This window comes from Lysobacter sp. CA196 (genome assembly GCF_052078695.1).
In the GTDB taxonomy this organism is placed as follows: domain Bacteria; phylum Pseudomonadota; class Gammaproteobacteria; order Xanthomonadales; family Xanthomonadaceae; genus Lysobacter.
This window is the reverse complement of record NZ_JBQJIN010000026.1, coordinates 52,654-78,349: the sequence shown is the minus strand read 5'-3', so window position 1 is coordinate 78,349 and position 25,696 is coordinate 52,654. Positions and strand designations below refer to the sequence as shown.

Genomic DNA, 25,696 nt, shown 5'->3' with positions numbered 1-25,696 from the left:
GGGTAAGCCTGGACATCCGTATGCCGGCGGAGGTGTTTCTGGAGAAGCTTTACAGGCGGCCGGTGAACTTCTCTATTGAGGACGTGCTTGCGGTGGGGTGATGCACTTGGATGTTGACTCCGCCTTAGCTTTCTTTTGTTGCCTTAGACAAAAGAAAGTAACCCGCCGCTTTAGTGGCGGAAGCTTTTGGCGTTTGATCTTGATCTTGCGTGAGAGATGCGCCGCAAGAGCGAAGCAACGCGGTCGCGGCTTGCGCCGCTCCTACCCTGGCGAGAATACGCCGCTTAGACGAATGGCGACGGCCTCGTTACCTCTGCCCGTCCCGTGGTCGCGGCTCGCGCCGCTCCTACCCCGAAAGCAAATCCCGTCTGGACTAGAGGCGTGCCGCCATCGGAGCGACGAACCGCTCAGCCGAAGCGCGCGCTGACCTCGGCATTGCGCGGCATCGCCGCCGCCGCGCCGGCGCGTTCGGTCGACAGGCCGGCGTAACGGTTGGCATAGCCGACATGACGCGCGAACGGTGCCGCCGGATCGCGCGCTAGGGCGGCGGCGAGGGCGCCGTTGAAGGCGTCGCCGGCACCGGTGGTGTCGACCGCCTTCACCGCCGCGGCGGGGCAACGGTAGTGAGCGCGGTCGTCGCCGTGCAGGGCGCCGTCGGCATGGGAAACGAAGCAGCCGGCCTTGCCCAGGGTCACGATCACGCTGCCGTGCCCGAGCAGACGGCGGCAATGCGCGTGCAGTTCGGCGTCGGGCAGGGCGCTGAGGGTGTCGGGGTCGAGCACGCGGCCGGTGCGCAGGCGCAGTTGCGCGCAGAACTCGGTTTCGTTCGGGGTGATCACGTCGGCCAGCGCCCACAGCGCGTCGCTGGCGACGGCGTCGGCCGGGGCCGGGTTGAGCAGGGTCAGGGCGCCGATGCGGCGTGCCGCGGCGAACGCGGCCTCGGCGGCTTCGACCGGCGTTTCCAACTGGCTCAACAGTACCTGCGCGGTGCCGAGCAGGGCGTCGTGGCTGCCGACGAATTCCGCCGACAGTTCGGCATTGGCGCCCGGGCCGATGACGATGGTGTTGCGGCCGTCGGCATCGACGTAGATGCCGGCGGTGCCGGTCGGCGCTTCGCTGCACAGGTCGCGCAGGTCGATGCCGTCGGCGGCGGCGAGCGCGCGTGCGAGTTGGCCGCCGGTGTCCTCGCCCAGGGCGCAGACGAAGCTGGTCTGCGCACCGGCGCGCACGGCTGCGGTGGCCTGGTTGAAGCCCTTGCCGCCGGGACCGGTGTGGTAGCGGCCGGCCAGGGTTTCGCCCGGTTGCGGCAGCGCGGCGAGGGACCAGACGTGGTCGACGTTGAACGAGCCGACGACGACGACGCGGCCTGTGCTGACTTGGCTCATGGCTTAGGCGGAGAAGTGGGTCAGCACGCCGGCGATGGTCGCGGTCATGAAGGTCGCGATCGAACCGCCGAGCACCGCGCGCAGGCCGAAACGCGCGAGGTCCTGGCGACGTTCCGGGGCCAGGCCGCCGATGCCGCCGATCTGGATCGCGATCGAGCTGAAGTTGGCGAAGCCGCACAGGGCGTAAGTGGCGATCAGGCGGCCTTCGTCGCTGAGGGCGACACCGGCGACCTTGCCGTTGACGATGTCGGCCAGGTGGGTATAGGCGACGAATTCGTTGAGCACCACCTTCTCGCCGATCAGGCCGCCGACCACGTTGGCGTCGGCCCAGGGCGTACCGATCACCCAGGCGATCGGCGCGAGCAGGAAGCCGAGCAGGGTCGACAGGTCGGTCGGCTTGCCGATCGCCGCGGCCAGGCCGGTCTGTTCGCCGATCCAGGTCAGCGGCGCGTTGACCAGCGCGATCAGGGCGATGAAGGCCAGCAGCATCGCGCCGATGTTGAGCGCCAGGCGCAGGCCGTCGCCGGCGCCGGCGGCGGCAGCGTCGATGATGTTGGCGGTGTTCTTCTCGACTTCCATCTTGACCGTGCCGCGGGTCAGCGGCTCACCGGTCTCGGGCACCAGGATCTTGGCGATCACCAGGGTCGCCGGCGCGGCCATGATCGAGGCGGCGAGCAGGTGCTTGGCGTAGAAGGCCTGGGCGTCCTGGTCGCCGGCGCCGAGCATGCCGACGTAGGCGGCGAGCACGCCGCCGGCGATGTGGGCCATGCCGCCGATCATCATCGTGATCAGCTCGGACTCGGTCATCTTGGGGATGTACGGCCGTACGGTCAGCGGCGCTTCGGTCTGGCCGATGAAGACGCTGGCGCAGACGCTGGTGGTCTCGGCGCCGGACACGCGCATCACCTTGGTGATCGCCCAGGCCATCGCCCGCACCACCGCCTGCATCACGCCGAGGTGGTAGAGCACGCCCATCAGGGCGGAGAAGAAGATGATCGTCGGCAGCACCTGGAAGGCGAAGATGAAGCCGAATTTGCTGACGTCCATCAGGTCGCCGAAGATGAACTTCGAGCCGGCGCCGACGAACTCCAGCACGTGCACGAAGCCCTTGCCGATCGCGTCGAAGACGTCCTTGCCGCCCGGCACCAGCAGCACCACCGAGGCGAATGCGATCTGCAGGGAGATGCCGATGGCGACCAGCTTCCAGTCCACCGAACGGCGGTTGACCGAGAACACCCACGCAATGCTTACGAGCACCGCCAAACCGAACAGGCCGAAGGCCACGCGCGTAATCGAATCCACTCCACTCTCCCCGGGCGCCGGAGCCCCGGCGGCTTGTTAGCGACTTATTAATCGGGGCAGCCTAGTGCAGTGACGGCGCCAGCGGCAAGCTGCGCCGCCGGGCTTGCCAGGGCCGGCGTGTTCAGATATCGCGGGCGACCACGCGATTGCGGCCGGATTGCTTGGCCCGCTGCAGGCGCAGGTCGGCGCGGCGGAGCAGGCGCGAGAGGTCGCCGCCTTCCTGCGGAAACGTCACCAGGCCGGCGCTGAAGCTCAGCCACAGCGGCTCGGCGCCGCGGCCGGGCTCGAACGGGCGCTCTGCGACGGTGCGGCGGATCGCGTCGACTTCCTCGAAGGCGGTGCCCAGCGGTTTGCGCATCACCAGCAGGAACTCGCCGCCGCTCAGGCGCACCAGCCACTCGCTGGGTTCGGCCTGCTCGCGCAGCACCGAGACCAGGTGGCGCAGGCTGCGATCGCCGAGGCGGTGGCCGTAGTCGTCGTTGATGCGCTTGAAATGGTCGAGGTCGATCAGGGCCAGGGTCAGGCTGCCGCCGTCGCGGCGCACGGTATCGAACAGGCGCGGGATGCGGTGGGTCAGCCAGGTCCGGTTCGGCAGACGGGTCAGGCCGTCGGTGCCGGACATCTCGATCAGGCGCTGCATCCGGTACACGACCATCGAGGTGGCGATGGTCACCATCGCCAGCAGGACCATGCGCTGCGCCTGGCTGCCGGCGGTGATCGCGCCGTAATCGCTGGACATCAGCTCTTCCGGCGAATCGGCGGCGGCGAATACGGCCACGATCAGCACAGCGTACTGGACCAGGGCGAGCAGGCCGGCGAACAGGGTGACGCGGCCGTCGCTGCGCAGCGCGGTCATCAGGATCGCGAACAGATAACCGCACCAGACGATCAGGCTGTTGAGCCCGGCCGGCAGGTGCTGGGCGGCGAGCGCGGCCAGCACCAGGGTGGTGGCGGTGACGTCGAAGCCGGCAGTGGTGAAGGGCAGCCAGCGGTAACGCCGCTGGCGCCGGGCCAGGGCCAGCCACAGTTGCGAGAACACGTTGACGAACACCGCCCCGCCCAGGCCGATCATGGTTTCCTTGACGCTGCCGCCGCCGATCGCGTTGAACAGCGGGAGCAGCAACAGCATCGCGGCGAGCACCGCGCGCAGCCGCGCTACCAGCAGTTCGCCGCCGGCGCCGATCTCGAGCATGATTTCGTCCGGCCGCAGCAACAGCGCCACCAGTACGCCGCGCAACCTTCCGCCGATGCCGTGCATCCCTACGCGATCCCCTTGCCGTCCGCGGCGAGCATAGCGCGAGAGCCGGTCGCCCGGCTCCCGCGTGAGCGTCGGTGAGCCCGCCGGTCAGCCGATTCCGCGTACGGCGACCCAGATCGCCAGCGCCGCGAACACGGTCGCGGCGACGTAGCGCGCGGTTTTCAGCGGCAGGCGGTCGGCGAAACGGCTGCCGAGCAGCGCCACCGGCACGTTGGCGAGCAACATGCCGACGGTGGTGCCGGCGATCACCGCCCACAGCGGTTCGTAGCGGGTCGCCAGCAGCACGGTGGCGACCTGGGTCTTGTCGCCGATCTCGGCGAAGAAGAACGCGATGGTGGTGGCGATGAAGGCGCCGCGCGCCGAAAACTGAGGCTCGTCGTCGAGCCGGTCGGGCTTGAGCGTCCACAGCGCGACCGCGAGGAAGCTCGCCGCGACGACCCAGCGCAGCACTTCCGGCCGCAGCCAATGCGCGACCAGGGTGCCGAACCAGGCGGCGAGGGCATGGTTGAGCAAGGTGGCGACGAGGATGCCGGCGATGATCGGCCAGGGTTTGCGAAAGCGCGCGGCCAGCAGCAGGGCGAGCAACTGGGTCTTGTCGCCGATTTCGGCGAGCGCGACGGTGCCGGTCGAGACGAGGGTGGTGACGACCGAGGCCGGGAGAAAGGACAGATCCATGACAACTCCGGGGTCGGGCATTCGCGTGGACGCGAAGGCGGACGATGCACGGCCCGACCCGGGTTGCGCGCAACGCCTGCCTTCGGTCTTGCCCGTGGTCGCTAGCGCTGGCCGATCGGGTCGTGGACCTGGATCGTTCGCACTGGCTGCCGCTCATGCGCCATGGCCGGTGGGCCAAGTGTGTTGACGCATGTCCCCGCGGGCCTTGGCGGCTGCGGGTGGGCTACTCCCCGGAGGAGGAAAGTGGGCGGATTGTAGCTGGATCGAGGGGGAGGGTGGGGAATGAGAATCTTTTGCCGTTGGGCTTGCCGCGCTGCGCGTGCGCTTGACCGTGGCCGTTCTCCCCGATCGGACGAGGCCCTGGCTTTCAGGGTAGGAGCGGCGCAAGCCGCGACCAAGGGATGGGTAGGCATCGCACGGCCGTCGTCAATAATCGAAGCCGCGACCGCGTGACTCGCAGTGCTGCGCTTCTTACCGCAGAGCGATGAAGCAAGATCTAAAGCTTCCATCCGCTAACGCGGCCGGGTTACTTTCTTTTGCTGGCCCAAAAGAAAGCTAACCAAAGAAAAGGCCTTCCTTGACGAAGCTCCCTTGCGAGTTCATGGCCTACGCCGGGATTTTTCGATAGGACATCCTTGTCCTATCGGGGCATTCCATATAGAAGCCGGGCGCACGTCCTGTGCGCCGCCCTCCGGGTCTACGGTTGCATCGCAAGTTCGGAACCGCGCCAAGCTCATCACGGCAACGGCAACGGCAACGGCAACGGCAACGGCAACGGCAACGGCAACGGCAACGGCAACGGTCGTCGTTGCTCTTGGGTAGGAGCGGCGCAAGCCGCGACCACGCAACCCCGATCGCCCGCGCCGCCAGCCGTAGATTCGCGGTCGCGGCTTGCGCCGCTCCTACCCCGGCGAAAGCACGCCGCTTCGATGGATGACGTTGGCATTGTTGCCCCCGCGCGTTCCGCGGTCGCGGCTCACGCCGCTCCTACAGGGGAGGCAACGCCGCTACTCAGATTCTCTATTTGTCGCTAGACAAAAGAAAGTAACCCGCCGCTTTAGTGGCGGAAGCTCTAGCGTTTGATCTAGATCTTGATCTAACTCAAGCCGAGACGCCGCAAGACCGACACAGCGCGGTCGCGGCTTGCGCCGCTCCTACCCTGACGGGCTGCGGCTGGCATCGGCACAAGACTGAAAGGTCGCGGTCGCGACTTACTTGATGGAGAAATGCGCCGCAAGACCCTCGCAGCGCCTATCCATGCAAGCGCCAAATCCAACAACCCCAACAACCGCAACAACCCCGGCAAGTGCGGTCACTGCGAACACGGACTCTCGACATTCTCGTCCGCATACAACGAAGCGAAACCGGCCGGCATGACGCGCGGCATGCGTTGCAACGGCGGTTTCAGGGTCGGGAAGTAGTCGCGCTGCCATTGCGCAGCCATTGCGACGGCAGCCGGTTCCAGGGCGACGTAGCGCGCTTCGGGACGGTCGGCGGGTTTGCCGGAAAGGCGGCCGATCAGCAGGCGCATGGCGCGGGCCTTGGTCGGGTCGTTCGGGATCAGGCCGGTGATCGGCGAGGAGTTGTCGCTGTAGCCGACCATCAGGTCGAACACCGAGGGCAGGTAACCGGCCTCGAACGAGAGCTGCATCATGTTGCCGGCTTCGGCGCGCCAGCGGTCGAATTCGGGCGTGCCCATGCGCGAGTAGTCGATCAGCACCGAGTCGCCGCGGGCGTAGCGGTACATCGCTTCGGGTTCGCCGGCGAGGGCGGCCTGGCGCAGGTAGTGGTTCCCCTGTTTCCAGGCATCGGCAGGCGCACTGCGGCATTCGGCGACCATGTGCCGGGCGCGGTTTTCGAGTTTGCTCATGTAGGCGCGTTGCTCGGCCGGCATGTCCGGGCGGGCGTTGTCGTCGGCCGCGGCCAGCACTTGTTCGGCGGCGGACAGGTCGGTGCAGCGCAGCAGCTCCATGCCGAGTTGGCACGAGGCGCGGCTGTCGCCGCCATCGGCGCGGTTCTTCAGCTCGGCCAGGGCCGGGTTGCGGTAGTCGCCCGTAGCCGGCTCGATCTTGCGCGGCGTGGCGGCGGCCGGTGCGGTGTCGGCCGCTTCGGGCGCAACCTCGGCCGCGTCGGCCTGCACGGCGGCGGTTTCGGGCGCAGCCGGCGCGGGCGTGCGCAGGCGCCACAGTTGCCAGGCCAACAGTGCGGCCGCGATCGCGATGAAGATCACGATCAGGCCTCGGGTTTTCAGATTCGTCGTCGCCACAGGCAGTCCTTTGTCGCATCGTCCAGGGGCGTAGCATGAGCGCAGTCACCGCTCAGATTGGAGTGCATCCATGCAGTACCGTCGCCTCGGTTCATCCGGCCTCCAGATTTCGGCGCTGTCGTTCGGCGCCTGGGTCACCTTCGGCGCGCAGATCGGCCGCGACACCGCCCGCGAGCTGATCGCCGCGGCCTGGGACCACGGCATCAATTTCTTCGACAACGCCGAAGGCTATGCCAACGGCGAGGCCGAGCGGGTGATGGGCGAGGCGATCGCCGATCTGCGCCTGCCGCGCGATGGCTACTGCGTGTCGAGCAAGGTCATGTTCGGCTCGGTCGAGGAGCCGGGGCCGACCCAGAAGGGATTGTCGCGCAAGCATGTCACCGAAGCCTGCCACGACGCGCTGCGCCGGCTGCGTGTCGAGCATCTCGATCTGTACTACTGCCACCGCCCCGATCCGGACGTGCCGGTCGAGGAAACCGTGTGGGCGATGGACGCGCTGATCCGCCAGGGCAAGGTGTTGTATTGGGGCACCTCGGAGTGGCCGGCGGCGCTGATCCGCGAGGCGCACAAGATCGCCCGCGCTCATCATCTGCATGCGCCGACCATGGAGCAGCCGCAGTACAACCTGCTGCATCGCGAACGGGTCGAACTGGAATACGCGCCGTTGTACGCCGAACTCGGCCTCGGTACGACGATCTGGTCGCCGCTGGCTTCGGGCTTGCTGACCGGCAAATACCGCGACGGCATCTCCGCGCAGAGCCGGCTCGGCCAGGCCGACCAGCAATGGCTGCAGCGCATCGTGCTCGGCAGTTCGGACCAGCGACGGCCGCAACGCGCCGACGCCTTCGTCGCGGTCGCGCGCGAGCTCGGCGCGGAGCCGGCGCCCCTGGCGATCGCCTGGTGCCTGCGCAACCCGCACGTGTCCAGCGTGATCCTCGGCGCCAGCCGCACCGAACAACTGCTGCAGAACCTGCAGGCGCTGGACTGGGTCGAACGCATCGACGAGGCCGGTTGGCAGCGGGTGGAGCGCGCGACGGCCTGAGACGCCCTGAGTCGGGGAGGAGCGGGTCGCGCATGACCGGGGTCGCAGATCCGGCGGTTGGGGTGTTGACTGTCAAATGAGAATCATTATCATTCTTGTCGAGCCCACCCCCAACGAGCCACCGTCATGTCTCTGCGCAATCCGGTGCTGCAACTGAAACCCCGTATCGATCGCCCCCTGGCTGCCGTCGCGGCGCCCGTCGCGGTGCCCTCCATCGCTGCGTCGTCGGCGTCTGCGACTTCGGCCGTCGTCGCCGCCGCCCAGGGCGTCCTGGTCGAAAGCACGGCCTTGCTTCGCGGCGCGCGTGAAGTGTTGATCCGTCACGGCGGCGAGGTCTATCGCCTGCGTCACACCCGCAACGACAAGCTGATCCTCACGAAGTAATCCTGCGATGTAGTTCTAGCTGACGATCCGGCGATCGGCGCGCTCAAGCGCACTCGGCCGCATTCGTGCCGGGATCGGTACGTCCCGAGCCGATCGCAACGCAACGCCCGCGTCATCCGCCATACCGCGCTCCCGACAGGAGGGCGGCATGGCGCGTCGGCTTCGGCCGACCCGCCAGCACCTTCTCTCTCAAGGCTGCCAGCCCCTCCGCTCTGCACTGTCGTTGCAACGGACGCCCGCTCGCCTCGGCCAATCCACTACCGAGTCCGACCGAATGTCCTGCGTTCTTACTACTGCTGTGCCCGCTCGTTCCGCTTCCCCGTCCCTGCGCGCACCGGCGCGCTCCGCGCTCGCCCTGGCCTTGTTGCTGGCCCTGCCGGCAGTTGCCGCCGCGGCCGATGCCGTCGACAGCGCCGACGTCAACGAACTCCAGCGCGTCGTGGTCAGCGCCACGCGCACCGAACGCGCCGTGGAGGACGTGCCGGCGACGGTCGGCGCGATCGACCGCGAGCGCATGGACCGCGAGCTGGTCCGCGACCTGAAAGACTTGTTCCGCTATGAGCCCGGCATCGAGGTCGGCGCCAACAGCGAGCGCTTCGGCCTCGGCGACATCCGCATCCGCGGCCTCGGCGGCAACCGCGTGCGGGTGTTGGTCGACGGCATCTCGGTGTCCGACAGCTTCTCGATCGGCAGCTTCTCCAACGCCGGGCGCAATTTCGTCGACCTCGATACGGTCAAGGAAGTCGAGGTCGTGCGCGGCCCGAGCAGCGCCCTGCACGGCTCCGACGCGCTCGGCGGCGTGGTCTCGTTCGTGACCAAGGACCCGGCCGACTACCTCAAGGACGATGCCGGCGCCTACTTCGGCCTCAAGGCCGGTTACGACGGCAAGAACGAAAGCCTGTTCGGCGGCGCCACCGCGGCGTTCGGCGGCGAGCGCTGGTCCGGCCTGGTCGTGCTCAATCATCACCAGGGCGAAGAGACCGGCAACCAGGGCGGCAACGCCGCGCTGGACGCACGCCGCACCCGCCCCAACCCGCAGAGCAACGAGGGCCGCAGCTTGCTGACCAAGCTGGTGTACGCGCCGAGCGACCGCCAGCGTTTTCGCCTGACCGTGGAAGGCAGCGAAGACCAGACCGACACCCAGGTCTTCAGCGCGCGCGGCACCGCCTTGTCGATGCCGGGCGCACCGCAGGTGCGGGTGTTGTCGCAGACCGGCGACGATCACCAGACTCGCGCACGGGTCGCGTTCGCGCACGAAGTCGACAGCCTCGACAGCGTGCTTGCCGATTCGCTGCGCTGGCAGGTCTATCGCCAGGACAGCGAGACCACCCAGCGCACGCGCGAGCAGCGCGCCAGCGTGGTCGGCGGCCGCGAGGTCGGCCCGACCCTGCGCCTGCGCGAGTTCAATTTCGACCAGCGCGTGTACGGCGCCGAGGCCACCGCGCACAAGGACTTCGCGACCGGCGCGGTCGAGCACACGTTGACTTACGGTTTCGAGTACGAAGACACCGAGTTCCGGCAGAAGCGCGACGGCCGTGCGGTCAACCTGACCACCGGTGCGGTCAGCAGCGTGATTTCGCCCGACACCTTCCCGGTGCGCGATTTCCCGGTCAGCAAGACCCGCAATGCCGGCGTGTTCGTGCAGGACGAGATCCGCTTCGCCGATGGCAAGTTCCGCCTGGTGCCGGCGGTGCGCGTGGACCGTTACGAACTGCACCCGCAGCAGGACCCGATCTGGAACGCCGACAACCCGGGGGTGAAGATCAGCGAGCTCAGCAAGACCAGCGTTTCGCCCAAGCTCGGCGCGGTCTGGCACTTCGCCCAGGACTGGTCGCTGTTCGGCGGCTACCAGCGCGGCTTCCGCGCGCCGCCCTACAGCGACGTCAACCTCGGCTTCACCAATCTGCAGTTCGGCTACACCGCGATCCCGAACCCGGACCTCAAGCCCGAGACCAGCGACGGCTACGAACTCGGCCTGCGCTTCAGCACCGTGGCCGCCTATGCGCAGCTGTCGGTGTACTCCAACGACTACAAGGACTTCATCGAGTCCAACCGCCAGGTCAGCGCGCCACCGCAGACGCCCTTGATCGTGTTTCAGTCGCAGAACGTCGCCAAGGCACGCATCCGAGGCATCGAACTGCGCGGCGGCGTCGATTTCGGCCAGCTCTCCGACCGCCTTGCCGGCTGGTCGCTGCGCGGCGCGGCGGCCTGGAGCGAGGGCGAAGACAAGACCGCCGACCGGCCGCTGGAGTCAATCGCGCCGCTGACCGCCAGCCTCGGCGTGGCCTACGACCGCGAGAGCTGGGGCGTCGAACTGGCCGGGCGTTTCGCCCACCGCAAGACCGACCTGCCGGCGCCGAACCGCTTCGCCACGCCCGGTTACGGCGTGCTCGACCTGCTCGCGCGCTGGGACTTCGCGCCCGGCGCCAAGTTCAACGTCGGCGTGTTCAATCTCGCCGACAAAAAGTACTGGGACGGCGCCAATCTGCCCGGTCTCAGCGCCGGCAGCGCCATCGTCGACCGCTACACCGCGCCCGGCCGCAACGTCGGCATGAGCGTGGCGGTGAGCTGGTAAGCCATGCGCGCGCCGTCGCCGACCGCCACGCTCGACCGCACCGGCTTGCCGGCGCCGGAACGCTTGGCGGCGGTCGCGACGGTGTTGTGCGCGTACCCCTCGCGCCATCGCGATGCTCTCGACGGCTGGTTGCAGGCGCACAGCGCCGAGCGGCTGGTCCGTCACGACGGCGAGGCTTCGTGCGAGGCCTTGCTGTTCCGCAACGGCACCGGCCGCGCCTGCTGGCGGCTGTACCTGCTGCCCGACAGCGATTTCCTGGCCTGGGACGATGTCGCCGCCGGCCTGCCCATGCACCACGGCTTCGATGCGCGCGGCGGCCTGTGGTCGCGTCTGCGGCGGCGCGGGTGGCGCCGTCTGCGCGGCCGCTGGTGCGCCGAGGTCCTGCGCCTGCACGTGCTGTACGACGAAGCCGGCCACTGCGTACTGCTCGCCGACGCGGCCGAGCTGTCGGAGCTCGGCCATGCGCACGCGCGCCGCATCGCCGCCGGCGAGGGCGCACGTCTGCGCCCGCAGGCGCACGTGTGCTGCTGCATGGCCTCGGGCCTGCGCGACGGCACGCTGCCGCAGTACGCCTGAGCCGACTGCTTCGTTTGTTTGTTCCGAATCCTTCAGCCAACCGAGAACCATCGAGTTCAGCCATGACCCGACGTCTGTACCCCGCCAGCCTGCTGGCCATCACCGTTCTCGCCAGCCCCGCCGTGCTGGCCCTGTCTCCCGTGCCGGCCGCCGAGGCCTCGACCGAGCGCGACCGCGCTTCGATCCTGGCGATGAAGGGCGAGTACCTCGTCGACTTCGCCTTCGACGAAACCGTGCTGCTCAAGCCCGGCTACGAGCGCGCGCCGGCGATGCGCAGCGGCGGCAACGAGACCGTCATCGTGGTCGAGGACAGCCCGCGCAAGCTGGTGCTGCAGCACATCCTGGTCGATGCCAAGAGCGGTCACGTGACCAAGCATTGGCGTCAGGATTGGGTGTACGAGGCGCCGCAGCGTTTCGAATTCAGCGCCGACCAGACCTGGCAGGTGCGCAAGATTCCGGCCGAGCTCAATCGCGGCGCCTGGACCCAGTGCGTGTACGAGGTCAGCGATGCGCCGCGTTACTGTGGCACCGGCCGCTGGGACTATCGCAACGGCATCGCGACCTGGACCAGCGACGCCAGCTGGCGCCCGCTGCCGCGGCGCGAGTACACCAAGCGCAGCGACTACAACGCAGTGTCGGCGGTCAATCGCCACACCATCACGCCGAACGGCTGGACCCACGAGCAGTTCAACACCAAGGTGCTGCGCAAGCCCGACGGCAGCCAGGAAGAGCTGGCGCGCGAGTTCGGTTTCAACGATTACCAGAAGACCCGCGAGGTCGACTTCAAGCCGGCCTATACCTATTGGGAGGCGACCCAGGGGTTCTGGGCCAAGGTCCGCGCGCGTTGGGACCGTTATCTGCAGCGTGCGCCGGGCGTGCAGCTCAAGACCAAGATCGACGGCATGGCCATGATCATTCCCTTGTTCGAACAGGCCGGCAAACTCGAAGACGGCAAGAGCGTCGCCGACGCCGAGATCGATGCGGTGTTCGCCAAGTGGGTGACCGCGGCGCCCGCCGAATAAGCGACGTTATTGCGAGTATTCCGCGCTGCGGCGCGCAACGCGGATACAACAAAGGCCGGGCTGTATGCCCGGCCTTTTCGTTGCGGCATCGTGCGGGTGCGCGATGGCGTCGCTGGGTCGGGCTCAGTACACCCGATGCACCTGGCGCTCGCCGGCCATCGCCCAGACCGGCGGCGCGGGCGGCGGTGGTGCCATGGCCTGAGGCGGTGTCGGCGGTGTCGGCGGCGCGGGCGGAGCCGGAGGCGCCGGCGCATAAGGCGCGGGCGGAGCAGGCGGAGCCGGCGGCGGCAACGGCGGCGAGGGCGGCGAGGGCGGACGCGGCGGCGTCCATTGCACCGTCTTGGGCACCTTGAGCTGGGTGCTGGCGCTGGCGCGATCGCGCAGATAGCCGACATCGACCTGGCTGCCCTCCGGTTGGTTGCGCAGCGCCTCCATGGCCTGCCGTGGGGTGTCGACGCGGCGGCCGTCGATGGACTGGATCACGTCGCCGGGTTCCAGGCCCTTGAGTTCGGGGCCGGTGCTGAGCACGAGCACGCCGCGCTGGGTGCCGAAATAACGGCCCAGCTTGGCGTCGACCGAGGCCAGGTTGAGGCCGTTCCAGCGCAGGGCATCGCTGATCGCCGGCAACAGGCAGGGTTTGTCTTTGCAGTTCTCCGGGCCGAGACGGACGATCTCGGTGCGCAAGCGCGGGGCGACCCCGCCGTCGGCCGGGGTGAACTCCATGCGGTCGCTGGAAACCTCCATTTCGCCATCGACCGACCGGCGGATCATGACCTGGCCGGCGGTGACGAACTGCGAGCCGTCGCCGCTCTCGAACACCATCACCCGCTCGCCGAGTTGCGGCGTCACGCTGACGGTGGCGTCGCGGTCGTCGCGCTGATAGCGGATGCGCATCGGCTTGCGCGCTTCGAGCCGGCCGAGCAGGGCGCGGGCGTCGGCCAGGCGCGCATCGCCGTCGGCGCCGGCGATGGTCTTGTCGCCGACCGCGAGCAGGCGGTCGCCGCTGCGCAAGCCGGCCTTGGCGGCGGCGCTGTCGGGCGTGACCGCGATGATGCGCGCGCCGGCCTTGCCGTCCGGCGCCAGGATCACGCCCAGTTGCGGCCCGCGGATTTCGTCGCGGATCAGCACTGGCTTGGTCACCGGATCGGGCAGGCCGCGCAGCTGTTGGACGACCTGCGGCCGTACCTGGGCGACCACCGACGGGCCTTCGCCCCGGGTGCGGCGCACGATCACAAGAGGAACAGCATCGGGCGCCACCGGCATGCTGGCCGCTGCGTCGGTCGGCGTGCTCGCGGGCGCATAGGCCAGGGCACTGCCGATCGCGGTGGACAGCAGCAGTGCAGTCAGAGGGAAGCGGGGCATATCGGTCTCCGGTGCCGCATTAGAAGAATCAATCGACGCGAACCAGGGCGTCGTCGTAGCGTTCGCCGCGGGCGGCGAACCAGCGTTGGGTGCTCTCCACACCGGCCAGGGTGCGCAGCGCGCCGACGCGTTGCTGCCACAGCGACAGGCGTTGCGCCGCGGGCAGCGAGCCGGCGATCAGCGTGGCGTCGATCAAACGCACGCGCTCGTCGAGTTCGGAACTCATCACCGTGGCGGTGGCGCTGCCGACCTGCTCGTCGCGGGTCAACGCGATCAGGGTTTCGAGCTGCGCCGACTCGGCCTGCAGTTCGCCGAGTTCGCGCAGCAGGCGGGCGTCGGCGTCGGCGGACGCGATCAAGGCCGTGTCCGTCGGTACCGGTGGAATCTGCGCGGCGGTCGCCGGTGCATTCGCCGTTTCGCCGCGGTCGCGCGCGGCCAGGCGAGTCGGCGAGCGCTGTGCGCGTCGCGGCGTGGCGGCCGGGGTGGATGCAAGGCCGTCGCGCGCCGATTTCGGCGTCGGCACGGCGGCCACCGCCGTTGCCGGAGTGTCTTGCGACGAGGCGTTCCGATGGGGGGCGGCGGCGACTTGCGGCGCATGCGGCGTGGTGCCGCGCGGCGGATCGAGGCCTGCCCCGGTCGTGGGCGAAGCGATCGCCGGTGCCGCGTCGGTAGGTGCGACTGCGTCGGTGACCGCGCCGGCTTCGCTGGGGTTCTGGCTGCGCTGCGACAGCCACAGACCCAGCGGCAACGCCGCGGCGAGCATCGCCGCCATCATCCAGCGTTGCCGCGGCCGTGCACGCAGCGTGGCGCGGCGAGGCTCGATCTGGACGGCGCCACTCTTTATAGAGCGCGGCCGGACCGGTTCGCACTCGCTCGACCCGGACGGGGCCGGCAGGACGCCGCGTTGGGCGAGGGTCGCGGCGATGCGCGACCAGCCATCGGCGGGCGGCGTTTCCGGCGGCAGTTGCGCGAACGCGGACGACCAGTCCTGCGGCGCGGAAGGGGTGCGGTCAGGCATGGGCCTGCTCCAGATCGGTGTACTTGATGCCCGACTCCAGCAACTGGCGTAAGCGTCGACCGCCACGCGCGAGTTGCGATTTGGAGAAGCTCGGCGTGCGCTGCATCAGCGCCGCGATCTCCTCATGGGTATAGCCTTCGGCGTGGTACAGCCAGAGCACGCTGCGGGTCGGTGCCGGCAATTGCGCCAGGGCGCGTCCGAGCGCCGCCGCATCGGCCGCCGCGGGCGGCGGCGGGGTGCGGTCGTCGGCGAGCAGTTCGTCCTCCGGCTCGGCCGCGTGTTCGTGGCGGCGCTGACTGCGCAACCGCATCAGCGATTCGTTGACCGCGATCTGCCGCAGCCAGCCCCAGAACGGCGTGCCGCTGCCGTCGCGATGGCCGCGGAAATCGCCGATCCGGGTCAATACTTTGAGCATGGTGTCCTGCAACACTTCGGTGGCCTCGTCGCGGTCGCCGGCGATTCGCATCGCCAAGCTGAAAACCGGCCGCTCGAACCAGCGGTAGATCTGTTCGAAGGCCGCGCCTTCGCCGGAGCGGGCACGGGCCAGCAAAGCCTCCGGCACGTCGATGGCGAAGCTCGACAGCGGGCGTGTCGGCTCGGGCGGGGGGGACGGCAAGGGCTGGGATTCGGGTGGCATTCCAGGTCAAGGATGCGCCAGGGGCGTGAAGGGTCGCAGCCGCAACCAAGGCCTATACTGAGTCAACGGACAGGGAGGAGGGGAGACATGGGACCGACGTTGCTCGCTGCAGTGCTGGTGTTCGCCGGCGTGGTGTTGCTGTTCAAGACCGTGCGCATGGTGCCGCAGGGCTATCAATGGACGGTCGAGCGCTTCGGCCGCTACACCCACACCATGGACCCGGGCCTGCATTTCCTGATCCCGGTGATCTACGGGGTCGGCCGCAAGATCAACATGATGGAACAGGTGCTGGAAGTGCCGAGCCAGGACGTGATCACCAAGGACAACGCGGTGGTCAAGGTCGACGGCATCGTCTTCTTCCAGGTCCAGGATGCGGCCAAGGCCGCCTACGAGGTCGCGACGCTCGAAATCGCGATCCTGAACCTGGTCATGACCAACATCCGCACCGCGATCGGTTCGATGGACCTGGACGAGTCGCTGTCCAAGCGCGACGAGATCAACACCAAGGTGCTCAACGCGGTCGACGCGGCGACCCATCCCTGGGGTTTGAAGGTCAATCGCATCGAGCTCAAGGACATCCAGCCGCCGCGCGACCTGGTCGATTCGATGGCGCGACAGATGAAGGCCGAGCGCGAAAAGCGCGCCAACATCCTCGAAGCCGAGGGCTTCCGCCAGGCGGCGATCCTCAAGGCCGAAGGCGAGAAGCAGTCGGTGATCCTGGAAGCCGAAGGCGAGAAGGAAGCCGCGTTCCGCCAGGCCGAGGCGCGCGAGCGCCTGGCCCAGGCCGAAGCCAAGGCGACCGAGATGGTGTCCAACGCGATCTCGCAAGGCAACGTCCAGGCGATCAACTACTTCATCGCGCAGAAATACATCGAGGCCTTCAAGTCGCTGGCCGAGGCGCCGAACCAGAAGTTCGTGATGATGCCGATGGAATCGGCCGGCATCATCGGCTCGCTCGCCGGCATCGGCGAGCTGGCCAAGGAAGCGCTCGAGCGCCAGCCCAGCCGCGCGGCGACGCCGCCGCTGCCGCTGCCGCCGCGCAGCGGAGGCTGAGCCATGGCGTGGAATTGGCAGACCGTGACCTGGGCTGCGATCGCGCTGCTGCTGTTCGCGGCCGAAGCGATGGCGCCCGGTGCCTTCATGCTCTGGCTCGGCCTGGCCGCGGCGGTGGTGTTCGGGCTGGTGCTGGTGTTCCCGGGGCTGAGCGTGCTGGCCCAGGTGGCCGCGTTCGTGCTGCTCAGCTTCGTCTCGATCCAGGTCTACCGGACCTGGTTCCGCGGCCGCGAGCGCCAGAGCGACCGGCCCTTGCTCAACCGCCGCGCCGAACAACTGGTCGGCCGGGTGGTGACCCTGGAACGCGGCATCGTCCAGGGCAGCGGACGGGTGCAGATCGCCGACGCGTATTGGGACGTGATCGGTCCCGAGCTGCCGGCCGGCGCCGCGGTGCGGGTGATCGGCACCGACGGCATGACCCTGCGGGTCGAAGCGGTGAGCTGAAGCGATGACGGCCCTGCGCACATCGGCGATGGTTGCGTTGCTGTGCACGGCCGTTCCCTGTCCGGCCGGCGAACCGAACGGCGTCGACAGCTGGATCGGACGCGTGGTGCCGCCGTTCCCGGACGGCTTCAAGTCCAACACCGGCGGCTGCGTCGGCTCGGGGCGCAACGCCGAGCAGATCTGCGCGCGGAGCATCGGCACCATCGACGACGCCGAGGACCGCTCGCTCAAGCTCTACGCCGCCGAGCTGGTCGGTCGTATCGGCAACGAAGCGCGCTGGAAGATCACCGACGTGGTGCCTTACCCGAAGCTGCTGCGCGGCGAACGCGTGTCGATTTCGACCTGTGTCATCGATGGCGTTGGCGATCCGGGTGTGATCGCGGTCGTCGATACCGCGGTCGAAAATGCCGATGCGCGCGAGATGTTCGACGCATCGCGCTGGGCGGTGCGCCTGGATCGCGACAAGGGACGCTTCGTCGAGGTCAAGCCCACCGAAGTAAGTTGTTACAACGAAGGCGCCGAAGGGGAATAGAACCGGCCGCGGGATCGCACCGGCCGCGCGACCGCGAAGTCCGTAAGGTTCCAGCTCCCCTCACTGGTGCCAGATCGCCGAGAACTCTTCAGCGCGTGGCAGGAGCGGCGCAAGCCGCGACCGCGAAACTGCAGTGGCGGCGTAATCCTAGGGTCTACTCGCGGCTTGCGCCGCTCCTACCCCTAAAGCATGTGGCGCGCTTCCATGCGCTTGCGTACCGAAATGTGTTGCCACGGGCGGCGCGCGCTTCTGGGATAATCGCCGGCTCAACCTCCCCTACAGAGCAGGCAGCGCCCCATGAGCCAGAAGACCATCCTCAACGACGCCCACCGCGCACTCGGCGCCAAGATGGTGGATTTCGGCGGCTGGGACATGCCGATCAGCTACGGCTCGCAGATCGAAGAGCATCACCAGGTGCGCCGCGATGCCGGCATGTTCGACGTCAGCCACATGACCGTGGTCGACCTGCGCGGCGCGCGCACCCGCGAGTTCCTGCGCCATCTGGTCGCCAACTCGGTCGACAAGCTGCAGAAGTCGGGCAAGGCGCTGTACACCTGCATGCTCAATCCGCAGGGCGGCGTGATCGACGATCTGATCGTGTATTTCCTCGAGGAAGAATTCTTCCGCCTGGTGGTCAACGCCGCCACCCGCGAAAAAGACCTGGCCTGGATCGGCGAACAAGCCCAGGCGTTCGGCGTCGAGGTCAAGGAGCGCCCGGAGCTGGCGATGATCGCGGTGCAGGGCCCGAGCGCACGCGACAAGCTGATCGGCCTGCTGCGCGAGGAAGACCGCGCGCGCATCGGCAAGCTCGGCAAGTTCGTGGCCGGGCAGGCCCAAACCGCCGACGGCATCGAGCTGTTCGTCGCCCGCACCGGCTACACCGGTGAGGACGGCTTCGAAGTGGTGGTGCCCGAAGACCGCGCGGTGGCGCTGTGGGATGCGCTGCTCGCCGCCGGGGTGAAGCCGGCCGGCCTTGGCGCGCGCGACACCCTGCGCCTGGAAGCCGGCATGAACCTCTACGGCCAGGACATGGACGACAGCGTGTCGCCGTACGAAGCCGCGCTGGCCTGGACCATCGCCCTGGACGAAGGCCGCGACTTCATCGGCCGCCAGCCGCTCGAACAGCTCAAGGCCAGCGGCGCCGCGCGCCAGATGATCGGCCTGGTCATGGACGAGAAGGGCGTGCTGCGCCACGGCCAGAAAGTGCTGACCGCGCACGGCGAGGGCGAGATCCTCTCGGGCACCTTCTCGCCGACGCTGAACAAGTCGATCGCGTTCGCGCGCGTGCCGGCCGGCGAGATTCCGCTCGGCAGCGCCGGCAGCGTCCGCGTCGACATCCGCGGCAAGGAAGTGCCGGTGCGGGTGGTCAAGTTCCCGTTCGTGCGCGACGGTCAGGCCCAGGACGGCGTGCTGGTCTGACCGGCGCCGCGGCCATGGTCCACCTCGACTACTACTTCAGCCTGATCTCGCCCTATGCCTATCTGGGCCATGCCGCCGTGCTCGAGGCGGCGCAGGCGAGCGGCGCGCGCCTGGTCTACAAGCCTGTGCGCATTTTCGAGTTGTTCGCCGCGAACGGCGGCCTGCCGCTCGGCCAGCGCGCGCCGGCGCGGCAGCGTTACCGTTTGTACGAGTTGCAGCGCGCACGCGAGCAGCGCGCGCTGCCCTTGAACCTGAGGCCGAAGTTCTTCCCGGTCGATCCCGGCCTGGCCGATCGCTGCGCGATCGCCCTGGTCGAGGCCGGCGCCGATCCGGCCGCGTATATGTACGCCGCGTTCCGGGCGATTTGGGCGCACGACCAGGACCTGGCCGATCGCGACACGGTCGCGCGCCTGTTGCGCGATCACGGTCACGATGCGGAGGCGACGATCGCCGCCGCCCAGACCGCCGAGGTCGCCGCGCGCTATCAGGATTACACCGCACAGGCGATCGCCGCCGACCTGCCGGGCCTGCCCGGCTACGTGCTGCACGGCGAGCCGTTCTGGGGCCAGGATCGCGTCGAGGCGCTGCGCGAGGCGCTGCTCAGCGGCCGCGAGCCGTACCGGATCGACGACGGCGGGAGGGCGAGTTGAACGCGCTCGCCGGCGTCCCGGCCGCCGCCCCTGTGGCATGTCGCGCCCGCATCGTTAAACTACCCGCCATTACCAGCCGCTCCCGTCACGTTCGAGGCCAGCCATGAGTGAAATCCCCGGCGATCTGAAGTTTATGAAATCCCACGAGTGGGCCCGCGTCGAAGGCGACGGCAAAGTCACGGTCGGTATCTCCGACCATGCCCAAGGCCTGCTCGGCGACCTGGTCTACGTCGAACTGCCGAACATCGGCGACCGCGTCGAAGCCGGCACCGCCTCGGCGGTGGTCGAATCGGTCAAGGCCGCGTCCGACGTCTATTCGCCGGTCTCCGGCACCGTGACCGCGGTCAACGCCGCGCTGGCGGACAAGCCGGAAACGATCAACGAAGACGCCTACGGCGAGGGTTGGATCTACACCGTCGAGATCGACGAGCCGGACCAGCTCAACGAACTGCTCGCCCCGGACGACTACGCCGAGCTGCTCGAAGAAGACGACCACTGATCCCAGCCGATCCGGCACCGTCGCCCTGAGGGCGGCGGCAGCGGGGAGCGCAGAACCGGACCGCGATCGCGGCAGCCGGCTCTTCGCTCCCCGTTTTCGTTTTGGGCGGCGCGGCGGCGGAACGCGCGTTCGACTCCGGCTTCGCCGCGGCGCTCGGCAAGCGCGCTCGGCGAGTGCGGCCGACGAGCGGTCGATGAAGGCGATGCGGTGGCGACGAGTTGGCGACGAGTTGGCGACTGGCCGACGCGTTCCGGCGGCGGTCGAGGTCGCGGCCACGCCGATGCCGTCGCGTGCGTCGAGGCGGCGTCGCCGGTTTTGTCCGAGCCGCTTGCGCCGTCGCGCACCCGGACGACCGCGGCGCGCAGATCGACACGATGCCCGGGCGCGAGGCCCGAGCGGAAGACGTGGACCCGACGTGAAGAGCGCTCCCTTCGCTCGCCGTGAACGACGCGTCGCCGGCACCCGGGTACCGCTCGCGTCGATTCGCAGCGGCGCGTTCCAGGCGGCGCGACGGGACCCTCGCCGTGCGATCGATGCGCTGGGCCGGGGTCGCGCTCGCTCGATGCGCTCAGCGCCGCAGTACGGAAAACAAGCGGTTTTTTCGAACGGGCGAATCGCCGCGGCGGACCGGCGAGGGCGTGGGCGAACTCCAGATGCGATCGTCGGCTCGTTCGTCGCGGGTGTCGGAAAACGCTTTCCACTTCGCCGCGTTCGCGCCGCGTCGAGGCGAGCGCGCGGCGACTTCGGCAGACGAACGGTCGTCGCCGCGTGCACCGGCGTTGCCGTTCGTCGGTGCCGCCGAGGTGCAGGCACACATCTCGGCGAGGTCGTTCGTCGCCGTCGTTCGGATGGGCGAGCGGTCGCGTCGGCACGCTCGTCGCTCCGACGAGGCGGTCGTCGAGCGTCGCTCGAAGCCGAAAACGGTTCGCGCAGTTTCGCGCAATTCGGCTTGTGCGACGCGAAATCCGGAGTCGCCGCGGAGCGGAATTTTTTCTTCCGGATTCGCCTTCCGACGTCGCCTTCGACAGCCTCGCGCAACCACGCGCGTTATCGAAAAAACTCTTCGGGAAAAAACATCGCATCGCCGAAACCCGCGCCACGCTTGGGTTTCAGCGATGTCGAAAGAAACGCCTCGCGAATCGGTCGGATGCGCGCGCGCGCACTCGACGAACGAGCGCGCCGCCGACGCCGCGGTCGTCGGGACGGGTGGCCCGGAAAAAAAATAGGCTCGGTTGTTGACAGTATGAAAAAGCGTGATTAGGTTTCGCCCAGCAGACGTTTCCTGCAGACGAGAGTGAGAAAACCCAGCGCGACAACATGCAGCACAAAACGGACCTCCGCCCGGACAGTCAAAACGGTGGACGCAGGATTCGCTTCCTCTGCAGAAATGTTGACCGCACTCTCTTCGCCGATGACATCCAAAACCCAGATGACATCGTTGGCGTCTTGTTCCATGCAACCCGGTTCGCGTTCGGCGGGCCGGGTTTTTGTTTGGCCGCGCTCCTTTGCGGCCCCCTCCGTCCGCCTTCCGGGCGGATGCGCCATCGGTCCCGCCGCGCCTGCGGCCGGATGCGATCCCCGATCCGTTCCGGCGCGCAGTGCGCGTCGGCGGTTGCACGCGGGTCCGACTCCCGCGGCTCTGTCTTCACAGAGTCCCTTTCCACTGGGCTTACCGCACCACCACTGATCAATCCCTGATCACCACTGACGAGGAGCCATCACATGGCCGTTAAGAAAGCTGCTAAGAAGTCCGCCGCCAAGAAGGCGACGAAGAAGGCTGTCAAGAAAGCTGGCGCGAAGAAGGTTGCCAAGAAGGCCACCAAGAAGACCGCCAAGAAGGCAGCCAAGAAGACCGTGAAGAAGGCCGCCAAGAAGACCGCACGCAAGGCCACCAAGAAGACGGCCAAGAAGACTGCGAAGAAGGCGACCAAGAAGACTGCTAAGAAGACCGCGAAGAAGGCAGCCAAGAAGGCGACCAAGAAGACCGCCAAGAAGGCTGTGAAGAAGGCCGCCAAGAAGACCGCCAAGAAGGCGGCTAAGAAGGCCCCGAAGAAGGCCGCCAAGAAGGCTGCCAAGAAGACTGCCAAGAAGACTGCTAAGAAGGCCGCCAAGAAGGCCCCGAAGAAGGCTGCCAAGAAGGCCCGCAAGTCCAAGGCTGCAGCTGCGTTGCCGGCCACCCCGGCTCCGCTGATCTAAATAAGAAAAACCCCGATTAAGCCGTAATCAAGCTCTCTCCCCGCAGCCCAGGCGGGGGGAGAGTTTTTTTATGGGGTGAGGCGAAGCGCTTGCGAGCCACTGGCTCGCGCTTCGACGAACGCCCGAGCGCTATGCGCGAGGGCCGGGCGGGCGAAGGACTTCCCAGCCACTGGCTCGCGCTTCGACGAACGCCCGAGCGCTATGCGCGAGGGCCGGGCGGGCGAAAGACTTCCCAGCCACTGGCTCGCGCTTCGACGAACGCCCGAGCGCTATGCGCGAGGGCCGGGCGGGCGAAGAGTCCGGGCCGCGTCGGCTTCCGCTTTCACGGACACCCGATTGCTACGTGCCGGGCCGCCAAAGCAAATCTCCCCCAACCCCTCTTTTCAAAGAGGGGAGTGCTGGCGCTGAGGCGGGGGGAGCGAAAGACTTCCGGCGCCATCGGCTGCCGCTTTGAACGTCCGAACGTCACACACGGGCACGGGCCGCCAAAAGCAAATCTCCGCCAGCCCCTCCCTCGAAAGCGGGGAGTGCTTGCGTTGGAGTGGAGTGCTGACATGGGGCCGGGCTCCCGCACCAGGTACCGGAGGGCGCCAGCGATCGCCGCCGGCTATCGCTCCTGTCCTTCGCCGCAACTTATTCCGCCCGCGTACTTCCAGCCGTTATCCCTGCGAAGGCCGGGGTGAATGGATGCGTATGCGAGCCATTGGCTCGCGCATCCATGAACGCCAGGACGCGGTGCGCCCTGGCTGGGCCGCAGAGACTTCAGCGCCATGCCTCGGTGAAGCCCTGAGTGTTCGGCTCCGCCGAAGTAGAGCGGAGCCTGCCTGCGCGGGAACGACGATAGGTGGGGGCGCGGTAACTCCCCCAACCGTCATCCCCGCGTAGACGGGGATCCAGAGACTTCAGCGTCATGCCGCGATAACGCCATGGGTGTTCGGCTCCGCCGAAGTAAAACGGAACCAGCCTTCGCGGGAACGACGGCAAGCAACGGTGCGGTGGCTCTTCCAGCCGTCATCGCCGGGCGTGAAGTCCGGCGGTCGCGGCAGGCCGGCTCTGATCCGTGATGGAGCAGCCGTGGCCCGGCATCGCCATCCTCCGTATCCCGTCTCCCACTCCTTTGCCACACCGCCGCCTCTCGTCGGCGAACTCCCTCCGACCGCTTCCGACTGCCGCGGCAGCGGTTAGGATCGGGCCTGGTCCATGCTCGGGAACCGCCATGAAAGCCTTGCTGAAGGGATTGCTGTATCTCGTCGTAGTGCTGGCCCTGGTGTTCGTCGTTGGCGGGTTCCTGCTGCCGGACAAGACCCACGTCGAGCGATCGATCGCGATCGACCGGCCGCCCGGCGAAGTCCACGCCATGCTCGATTCCTATAAGCGCTTCAACGAGTGGTCGCCGTGGTACGAGCTCGAGCCGACCGCGAAGTACGTCTACAGCGGTCCCGAGTCCGGTGTCGGTGCGTCGCTGGCATGGGAAGGCGCGAAGGTCGGCAAGGGCAGCCAGCGCATCGCCGAGTCGGTGCCGCAACAGAAGGTCGTCAATGCGCTCGACTTCGACGGCACCCAGGCGGTCGGCACCTTCGACCTCAAGGCCGAGGGCGACGGCACCCGCGTGACCTGGTCGCTCGACAGCGCGCACGGCAACAACTTGGTCTCGCGCTGGTTCGGCCTCGTCCTCGACAAGATGGTCGGCAAGGACTACGACAAGGGCCTGGCCAAACTCAAGCGCGTGCTCGAAGAACAGCCGCGCTGAGCGGGTCTGCATGCGGCCGCGCGGCGCAGCGGCGCTGTCGCATCGGCAAAACCGGACTCGCCGGATATCGAGGCTGATGCGAAGCTCGAAGCGGCGCCTGAAACGAAACGGGCCGCGGCAATGCCGCGGCCCGTTTGGTTTCTGCCCACCAGTCGCGCCGGTGCAGCGCTCGCGCCTCAGCGCGGCGCGGCGGTCGATTTCTGTGCGTTGCTGCCGTTGGGATCGCGCGGCTGGGCCGGGTTGGCCTCGGACGCGTACAGACCCGGATCGTCGAAGCCGACGTCGAGCCAACGCTCCGGCGGCAGGCCGATGGCGCGATCGAGCATGGTCGGCAGCAGGCCGGTCGGCAAACCGCTTTCGCTGTTCCACAGCAGGGCGATGCCGAGATCGCGTTCGGGCAACAGTGCAACCACGCCGCGATAACCCTGCACGGCGCCGGCATGGAACACCATGCGATGGCCGGCATAGTCGTAGACGCGCCAGCCGAGGGCGTAGCCGGCCGAGCTGAGGCGCTGACGGCGCCAGCTCGAACCGCGGATTTCGGTCGGGGTGTCGACCAAGGGTTGGTGCAAGGTCGCCAGCAAAGGCAGCGGCAGCACGTCGGGGCGGTGGCCGGTCTGGGCGATCAGCCATTGCGCCATGTCGCTGGCGCTGGCGTTGACGCCGGCGGCCGGCGGCAGCTGGTAATAGGTCGGCTTCGGCGTCAGCGAGGCCCAGCCGCCGCGGCCGCGTACGTGCGGCTTGGCCCAGCGCGCGCTGGCGGTGATGCCTTCCAGGCCGAGGCTGGCGTCGTTCATGCCGAGCGGCTTGAACAGACGGCGCTGCACTTCCTGGCTGTAGAAGTCGCCAGTCGCGGCGAACACGACGTCGCCGATCAGGCTGAAGGCGATGTTCTGGTAGCCGTAGCAGGTGCCCGGCTGGCAGGTCATCGGCGCATAGGCCAGCTTCTGGGTCAGCACGCGGTAGTCGGCGTAGTTCTCCAGATCGCGGTCGTAGGTGTTGTGGGTCAGGCCGACGCGATGGCTCAGCAGGTCGGCGACGGTGATCTGGCGCGCGGCGTTCGGATCGACCAACTGGAAGCTGGGCATGTAGTCGACCAGCTTGCTGTCCCAACGCAAGGTGCCGTCGTTGACGAGCAGGCCGGTCAAGGTGCCGGCGAAACTCTTCGACAGCGAGGCCAGGCGGAACACGGTGTGGCCGTCGATCGGCTCGGCGTTGCGTACGTCGGTGATGCCGTAGCCGCGTGCGCTGAGGACCTGGCCGTTGTGCACGACCGCCATGGCCATGCCGGGAATGCGCTGGTCGGCGACGAGCTGCTGCGCCATCGCCTCGAATTGGCGGATGTCGAAATCGCTCGCGAGCGGCAGCACGCGGCCGTCGGGATTCTGCGCCGAGACGATCTGCTGGCCCGGGGCCAGCGTGCCGTCGAAACCTTGCGCGCGCGCGACCGGCGCCTGCGGGGTCTGCCAGCGCAGGGAGGTTTGTGCGGTCGAACCCAGGGTCAGGGTCAGCAGGGCAGCGAGCGTGCCGAGGCGCCAGGGATTGAGTGACCGCCGGGGCGAGCCCGGATTCTTGTCGTGTTTCATCGGTCGCAGCGCCTGCGTGAGCCGGGTTGCAACGATTCTAGCGCCGATCTCAGGGAATTGGACAA

24 protein-coding genes are annotated in these 25,696 nt (G+C 68.1%); 14 read left to right on the top strand and 10 right to left on the bottom strand.

The window, feature by feature from the left end; all coding sequences use genetic code 11:
* Positions 1-407: 407 nt before the first annotated feature.
* The 5 genes from ACTOWK_RS18945 to ACTOWK_RS18925 all read right to left on the bottom strand — a co-directional run bounded on the left by ACTOWK_RS18945 (position 408) and on the right by ACTOWK_RS18925 (position 6,886).
* A complete protein-coding gene (locus ACTOWK_RS18945) occupies positions 408-1,385 on the bottom strand; it encodes a ribokinase (RefSeq protein ID WP_441331648.1) in 978 nt (325 codons plus the stop codon).
* Positions 1,386-1,388: 3 nt separating this feature from the next.
* On the bottom strand, positions 1,389-2,687 hold the full coding sequence (locus tag ACTOWK_RS18940; RefSeq protein WP_441331647.1) for a NupC/NupG family nucleoside CNT transporter: 1,299 nt from the start codon (positions 2,685-2,687) through the stop codon (positions 1,389-1,391).
* 121 nt (positions 2,688-2,808) lie between these two features.
* A complete protein-coding gene (locus tag ACTOWK_RS18935) occupies positions 2,809-3,945 on the bottom strand; it encodes a GGDEF domain-containing protein (protein ID WP_441331646.1) in 1,137 nt (378 codons plus the stop codon).
* Positions 3,946-4,032: 87 nt separating this feature from the next.
* A complete protein-coding gene (locus tag ACTOWK_RS18930; RefSeq protein WP_441331645.1) occupies positions 4,033-4,620 on the bottom strand; it encodes a TMEM165/GDT1 family protein in 588 nt (195 codons plus the stop codon).
* 1,312 nt (positions 4,621-5,932) lie between these two features.
* Positions 5,933-6,886: a hypothetical protein gene (locus tag ACTOWK_RS18925; RefSeq protein WP_441331644.1), complete on the bottom strand. Its 954-nt coding sequence runs from the start codon at positions 6,884-6,886 to the stop codon at positions 5,933-5,935.
* A gap of 70 nt (positions 6,887-6,956) precedes the next feature.
* Here ACTOWK_RS18925 and ACTOWK_RS18920 point away from each other — a divergent pair, with 70 nt between their 5' ends.
* The 5 genes from ACTOWK_RS18920 to ACTOWK_RS18900 all read left to right on the top strand — a co-directional run bounded on the left by ACTOWK_RS18920 (position 6,957) and on the right by ACTOWK_RS18900 (position 12,485).
* Positions 6,957-7,928: an aldo/keto reductase gene (locus ACTOWK_RS18920; protein ID WP_441331643.1), complete on the top strand. Its 972-nt coding sequence runs from the start codon at positions 6,957-6,959 to the stop codon at positions 7,926-7,928.
* A gap of 213 nt (positions 7,929-8,141) precedes the next feature.
* Entirely contained in the window at positions 8,142-8,312 is a 171-nt protein-coding gene (hemP, locus tag ACTOWK_RS18915) for a hemin uptake protein HemP (RefSeq protein WP_441331650.1), read from the top strand.
* Positions 8,313-8,586: 274 nt separating this feature from the next.
* A complete protein-coding gene (locus tag ACTOWK_RS18910; protein ID WP_441331642.1) occupies positions 8,587-10,887 on the top strand; it encodes a TonB-dependent hemoglobin/transferrin/lactoferrin family receptor in 2,301 nt (766 codons plus the stop codon).
* A 3-nt stretch (positions 10,888-10,890) separates the two neighbouring features.
* Complete coding sequence (locus ACTOWK_RS18905) at positions 10,891-11,463, top strand: Hemin transport protein (RefSeq protein WP_441331641.1); 573 nt, start codon at positions 10,891-10,893, stop codon at positions 11,461-11,463.
* A gap of 62 nt (positions 11,464-11,525) precedes the next feature.
* On the top strand, positions 11,526-12,485 hold the full coding sequence (locus ACTOWK_RS18900) for a DUF6607 family protein (protein ID WP_441331640.1): 960 nt from the start codon (positions 11,526-11,528) through the stop codon (positions 12,483-12,485).
* 123 nt (positions 12,486-12,608) lie between these two features.
* Here the strand turns inward: ACTOWK_RS18900 and ACTOWK_RS18895 are convergent, their stop codons facing one another.
* Genes ACTOWK_RS18895 through ACTOWK_RS18885 form a run of 3 tightly spaced genes read right to left on the bottom strand, consistent with a single transcriptional unit; the run spans position 12,609 to position 15,481 of the window.
* Entirely contained in the window at positions 12,609-13,847 is a 1,239-nt protein-coding gene (locus tag ACTOWK_RS18895) for a PDZ domain-containing protein (protein WP_441331639.1), read from the bottom strand.
* A 28-nt stretch (positions 13,848-13,875) separates the two neighbouring features.
* On the bottom strand, positions 13,876-14,865 hold the full coding sequence (locus ACTOWK_RS18890) for a hypothetical protein (protein ID WP_441331638.1): 990 nt from the start codon (positions 14,863-14,865) through the stop codon (positions 13,876-13,878).
* Positions 14,858-15,481 carry an RNA polymerase sigma factor gene (locus tag ACTOWK_RS18885; RefSeq protein WP_441331637.1) on the bottom strand — a complete coding sequence of 208 codons (624 nt, stop codon included), beginning with the start codon at positions 15,479-15,481 and terminating at the stop codon, positions 14,858-14,860. Before ACTOWK_RS18885 ends, ACTOWK_RS18890 begins: the two co-directional genes overlap by 8 nt.
* A 108-nt stretch (positions 15,482-15,589) precedes the next feature.
* On the opposite strand from ACTOWK_RS18885, the gene ACTOWK_RS18880 reads away from it, so the two are divergent.
* The 7 genes from ACTOWK_RS18880 (at position 15,590) to ACTOWK_RS18850 (ending at position 21,325) form a co-directional block, all read left to right on the top strand.
* Complete coding sequence (locus ACTOWK_RS18880) at positions 15,590-16,555, top strand: SPFH domain-containing protein (protein WP_441331636.1); 966 nt, start codon at positions 15,590-15,592, stop codon at positions 16,553-16,555.
* Positions 16,556-16,558: 3 nt separating this feature from the next.
* Entirely contained in the window at positions 16,559-16,999 is a 441-nt protein-coding gene (locus ACTOWK_RS18875) for an NfeD family protein (RefSeq protein WP_441331635.1), read from the top strand.
* Positions 17,000-17,003: 4 nt separating this feature from the next.
* A complete protein-coding gene (locus ACTOWK_RS18870; protein WP_441331634.1) occupies positions 17,004-17,531 on the top strand; it encodes a hypothetical protein in 528 nt (175 codons plus the stop codon).
* A 297-nt stretch (positions 17,532-17,828) separates the two neighbouring features.
* On the top strand, positions 17,829-18,950 hold the full coding sequence (gene gcvT / locus ACTOWK_RS18865; RefSeq protein ID WP_441331633.1) for a glycine cleavage system aminomethyltransferase GcvT: 1,122 nt from the start codon (positions 17,829-17,831) through the stop codon (positions 18,948-18,950).
* A gap of 14 nt (positions 18,951-18,964) precedes the next feature.
* Complete coding sequence (locus ACTOWK_RS18860; protein ID WP_441331632.1) at positions 18,965-19,600, top strand: 2-hydroxychromene-2-carboxylate isomerase; 636 nt, start codon at positions 18,965-18,967, stop codon at positions 19,598-19,600.
* Positions 19,601-19,703: 103 nt separating this feature from the next.
* A complete protein-coding gene (gcvH, locus tag ACTOWK_RS18855; RefSeq protein ID WP_441331631.1) occupies positions 19,704-20,099 on the top strand; it encodes a glycine cleavage system protein GcvH in 396 nt (131 codons plus the stop codon).
* 524 nt (positions 20,100-20,623) lie between these two features.
* Positions 20,624-21,325 carry a hypothetical protein gene (locus tag ACTOWK_RS18850; RefSeq protein ID WP_441331630.1) on the top strand — a complete coding sequence of 234 codons (702 nt, stop codon included), beginning with the start codon at positions 20,624-20,626 and terminating at the stop codon, positions 21,323-21,325.
* A gap of 31 nt (positions 21,326-21,356) precedes the next feature.
* Here the strand turns inward: ACTOWK_RS18850 and ACTOWK_RS18845 are convergent, their stop codons facing one another.
* Positions 21,357-21,554: a hypothetical protein gene (locus tag ACTOWK_RS18845; protein WP_057917171.1), complete on the bottom strand. Its 198-nt coding sequence runs from the start codon at positions 21,552-21,554 to the stop codon at positions 21,357-21,359.
* 267 nt (positions 21,555-21,821) lie between these two features.
* Between ACTOWK_RS18845 and ACTOWK_RS18840 the strand changes: the two genes are divergently transcribed.
* Positions 21,822-22,295 carry a hypothetical protein gene (locus ACTOWK_RS18840; protein ID WP_441331629.1) on the top strand — a complete coding sequence of 158 codons (474 nt, stop codon included), beginning with the start codon at positions 21,822-21,824 and terminating at the stop codon, positions 22,293-22,295.
* Between the two features lie 1,216 nt (positions 22,296-23,511).
* Positions 23,512-24,045: an SRPBCC family protein gene (locus tag ACTOWK_RS18835; protein WP_441331628.1), complete on the top strand. Its 534-nt coding sequence runs from the start codon at positions 23,512-23,514 to the stop codon at positions 24,043-24,045.
* A gap of 176 nt (positions 24,046-24,221) precedes the next feature.
* Here ACTOWK_RS18835 and ACTOWK_RS18830 read toward each other — a convergent pair whose 3' ends face one another.
* Positions 24,222-25,631 (bottom strand): serine hydrolase domain-containing protein, encoded by a 1,410-nt coding sequence (locus ACTOWK_RS18830; protein ID WP_441331627.1) that lies wholly within the window; start codon positions 25,629-25,631, stop codon positions 24,222-24,224.
* Positions 25,632-25,696 lie beyond the last annotated feature (65 nt).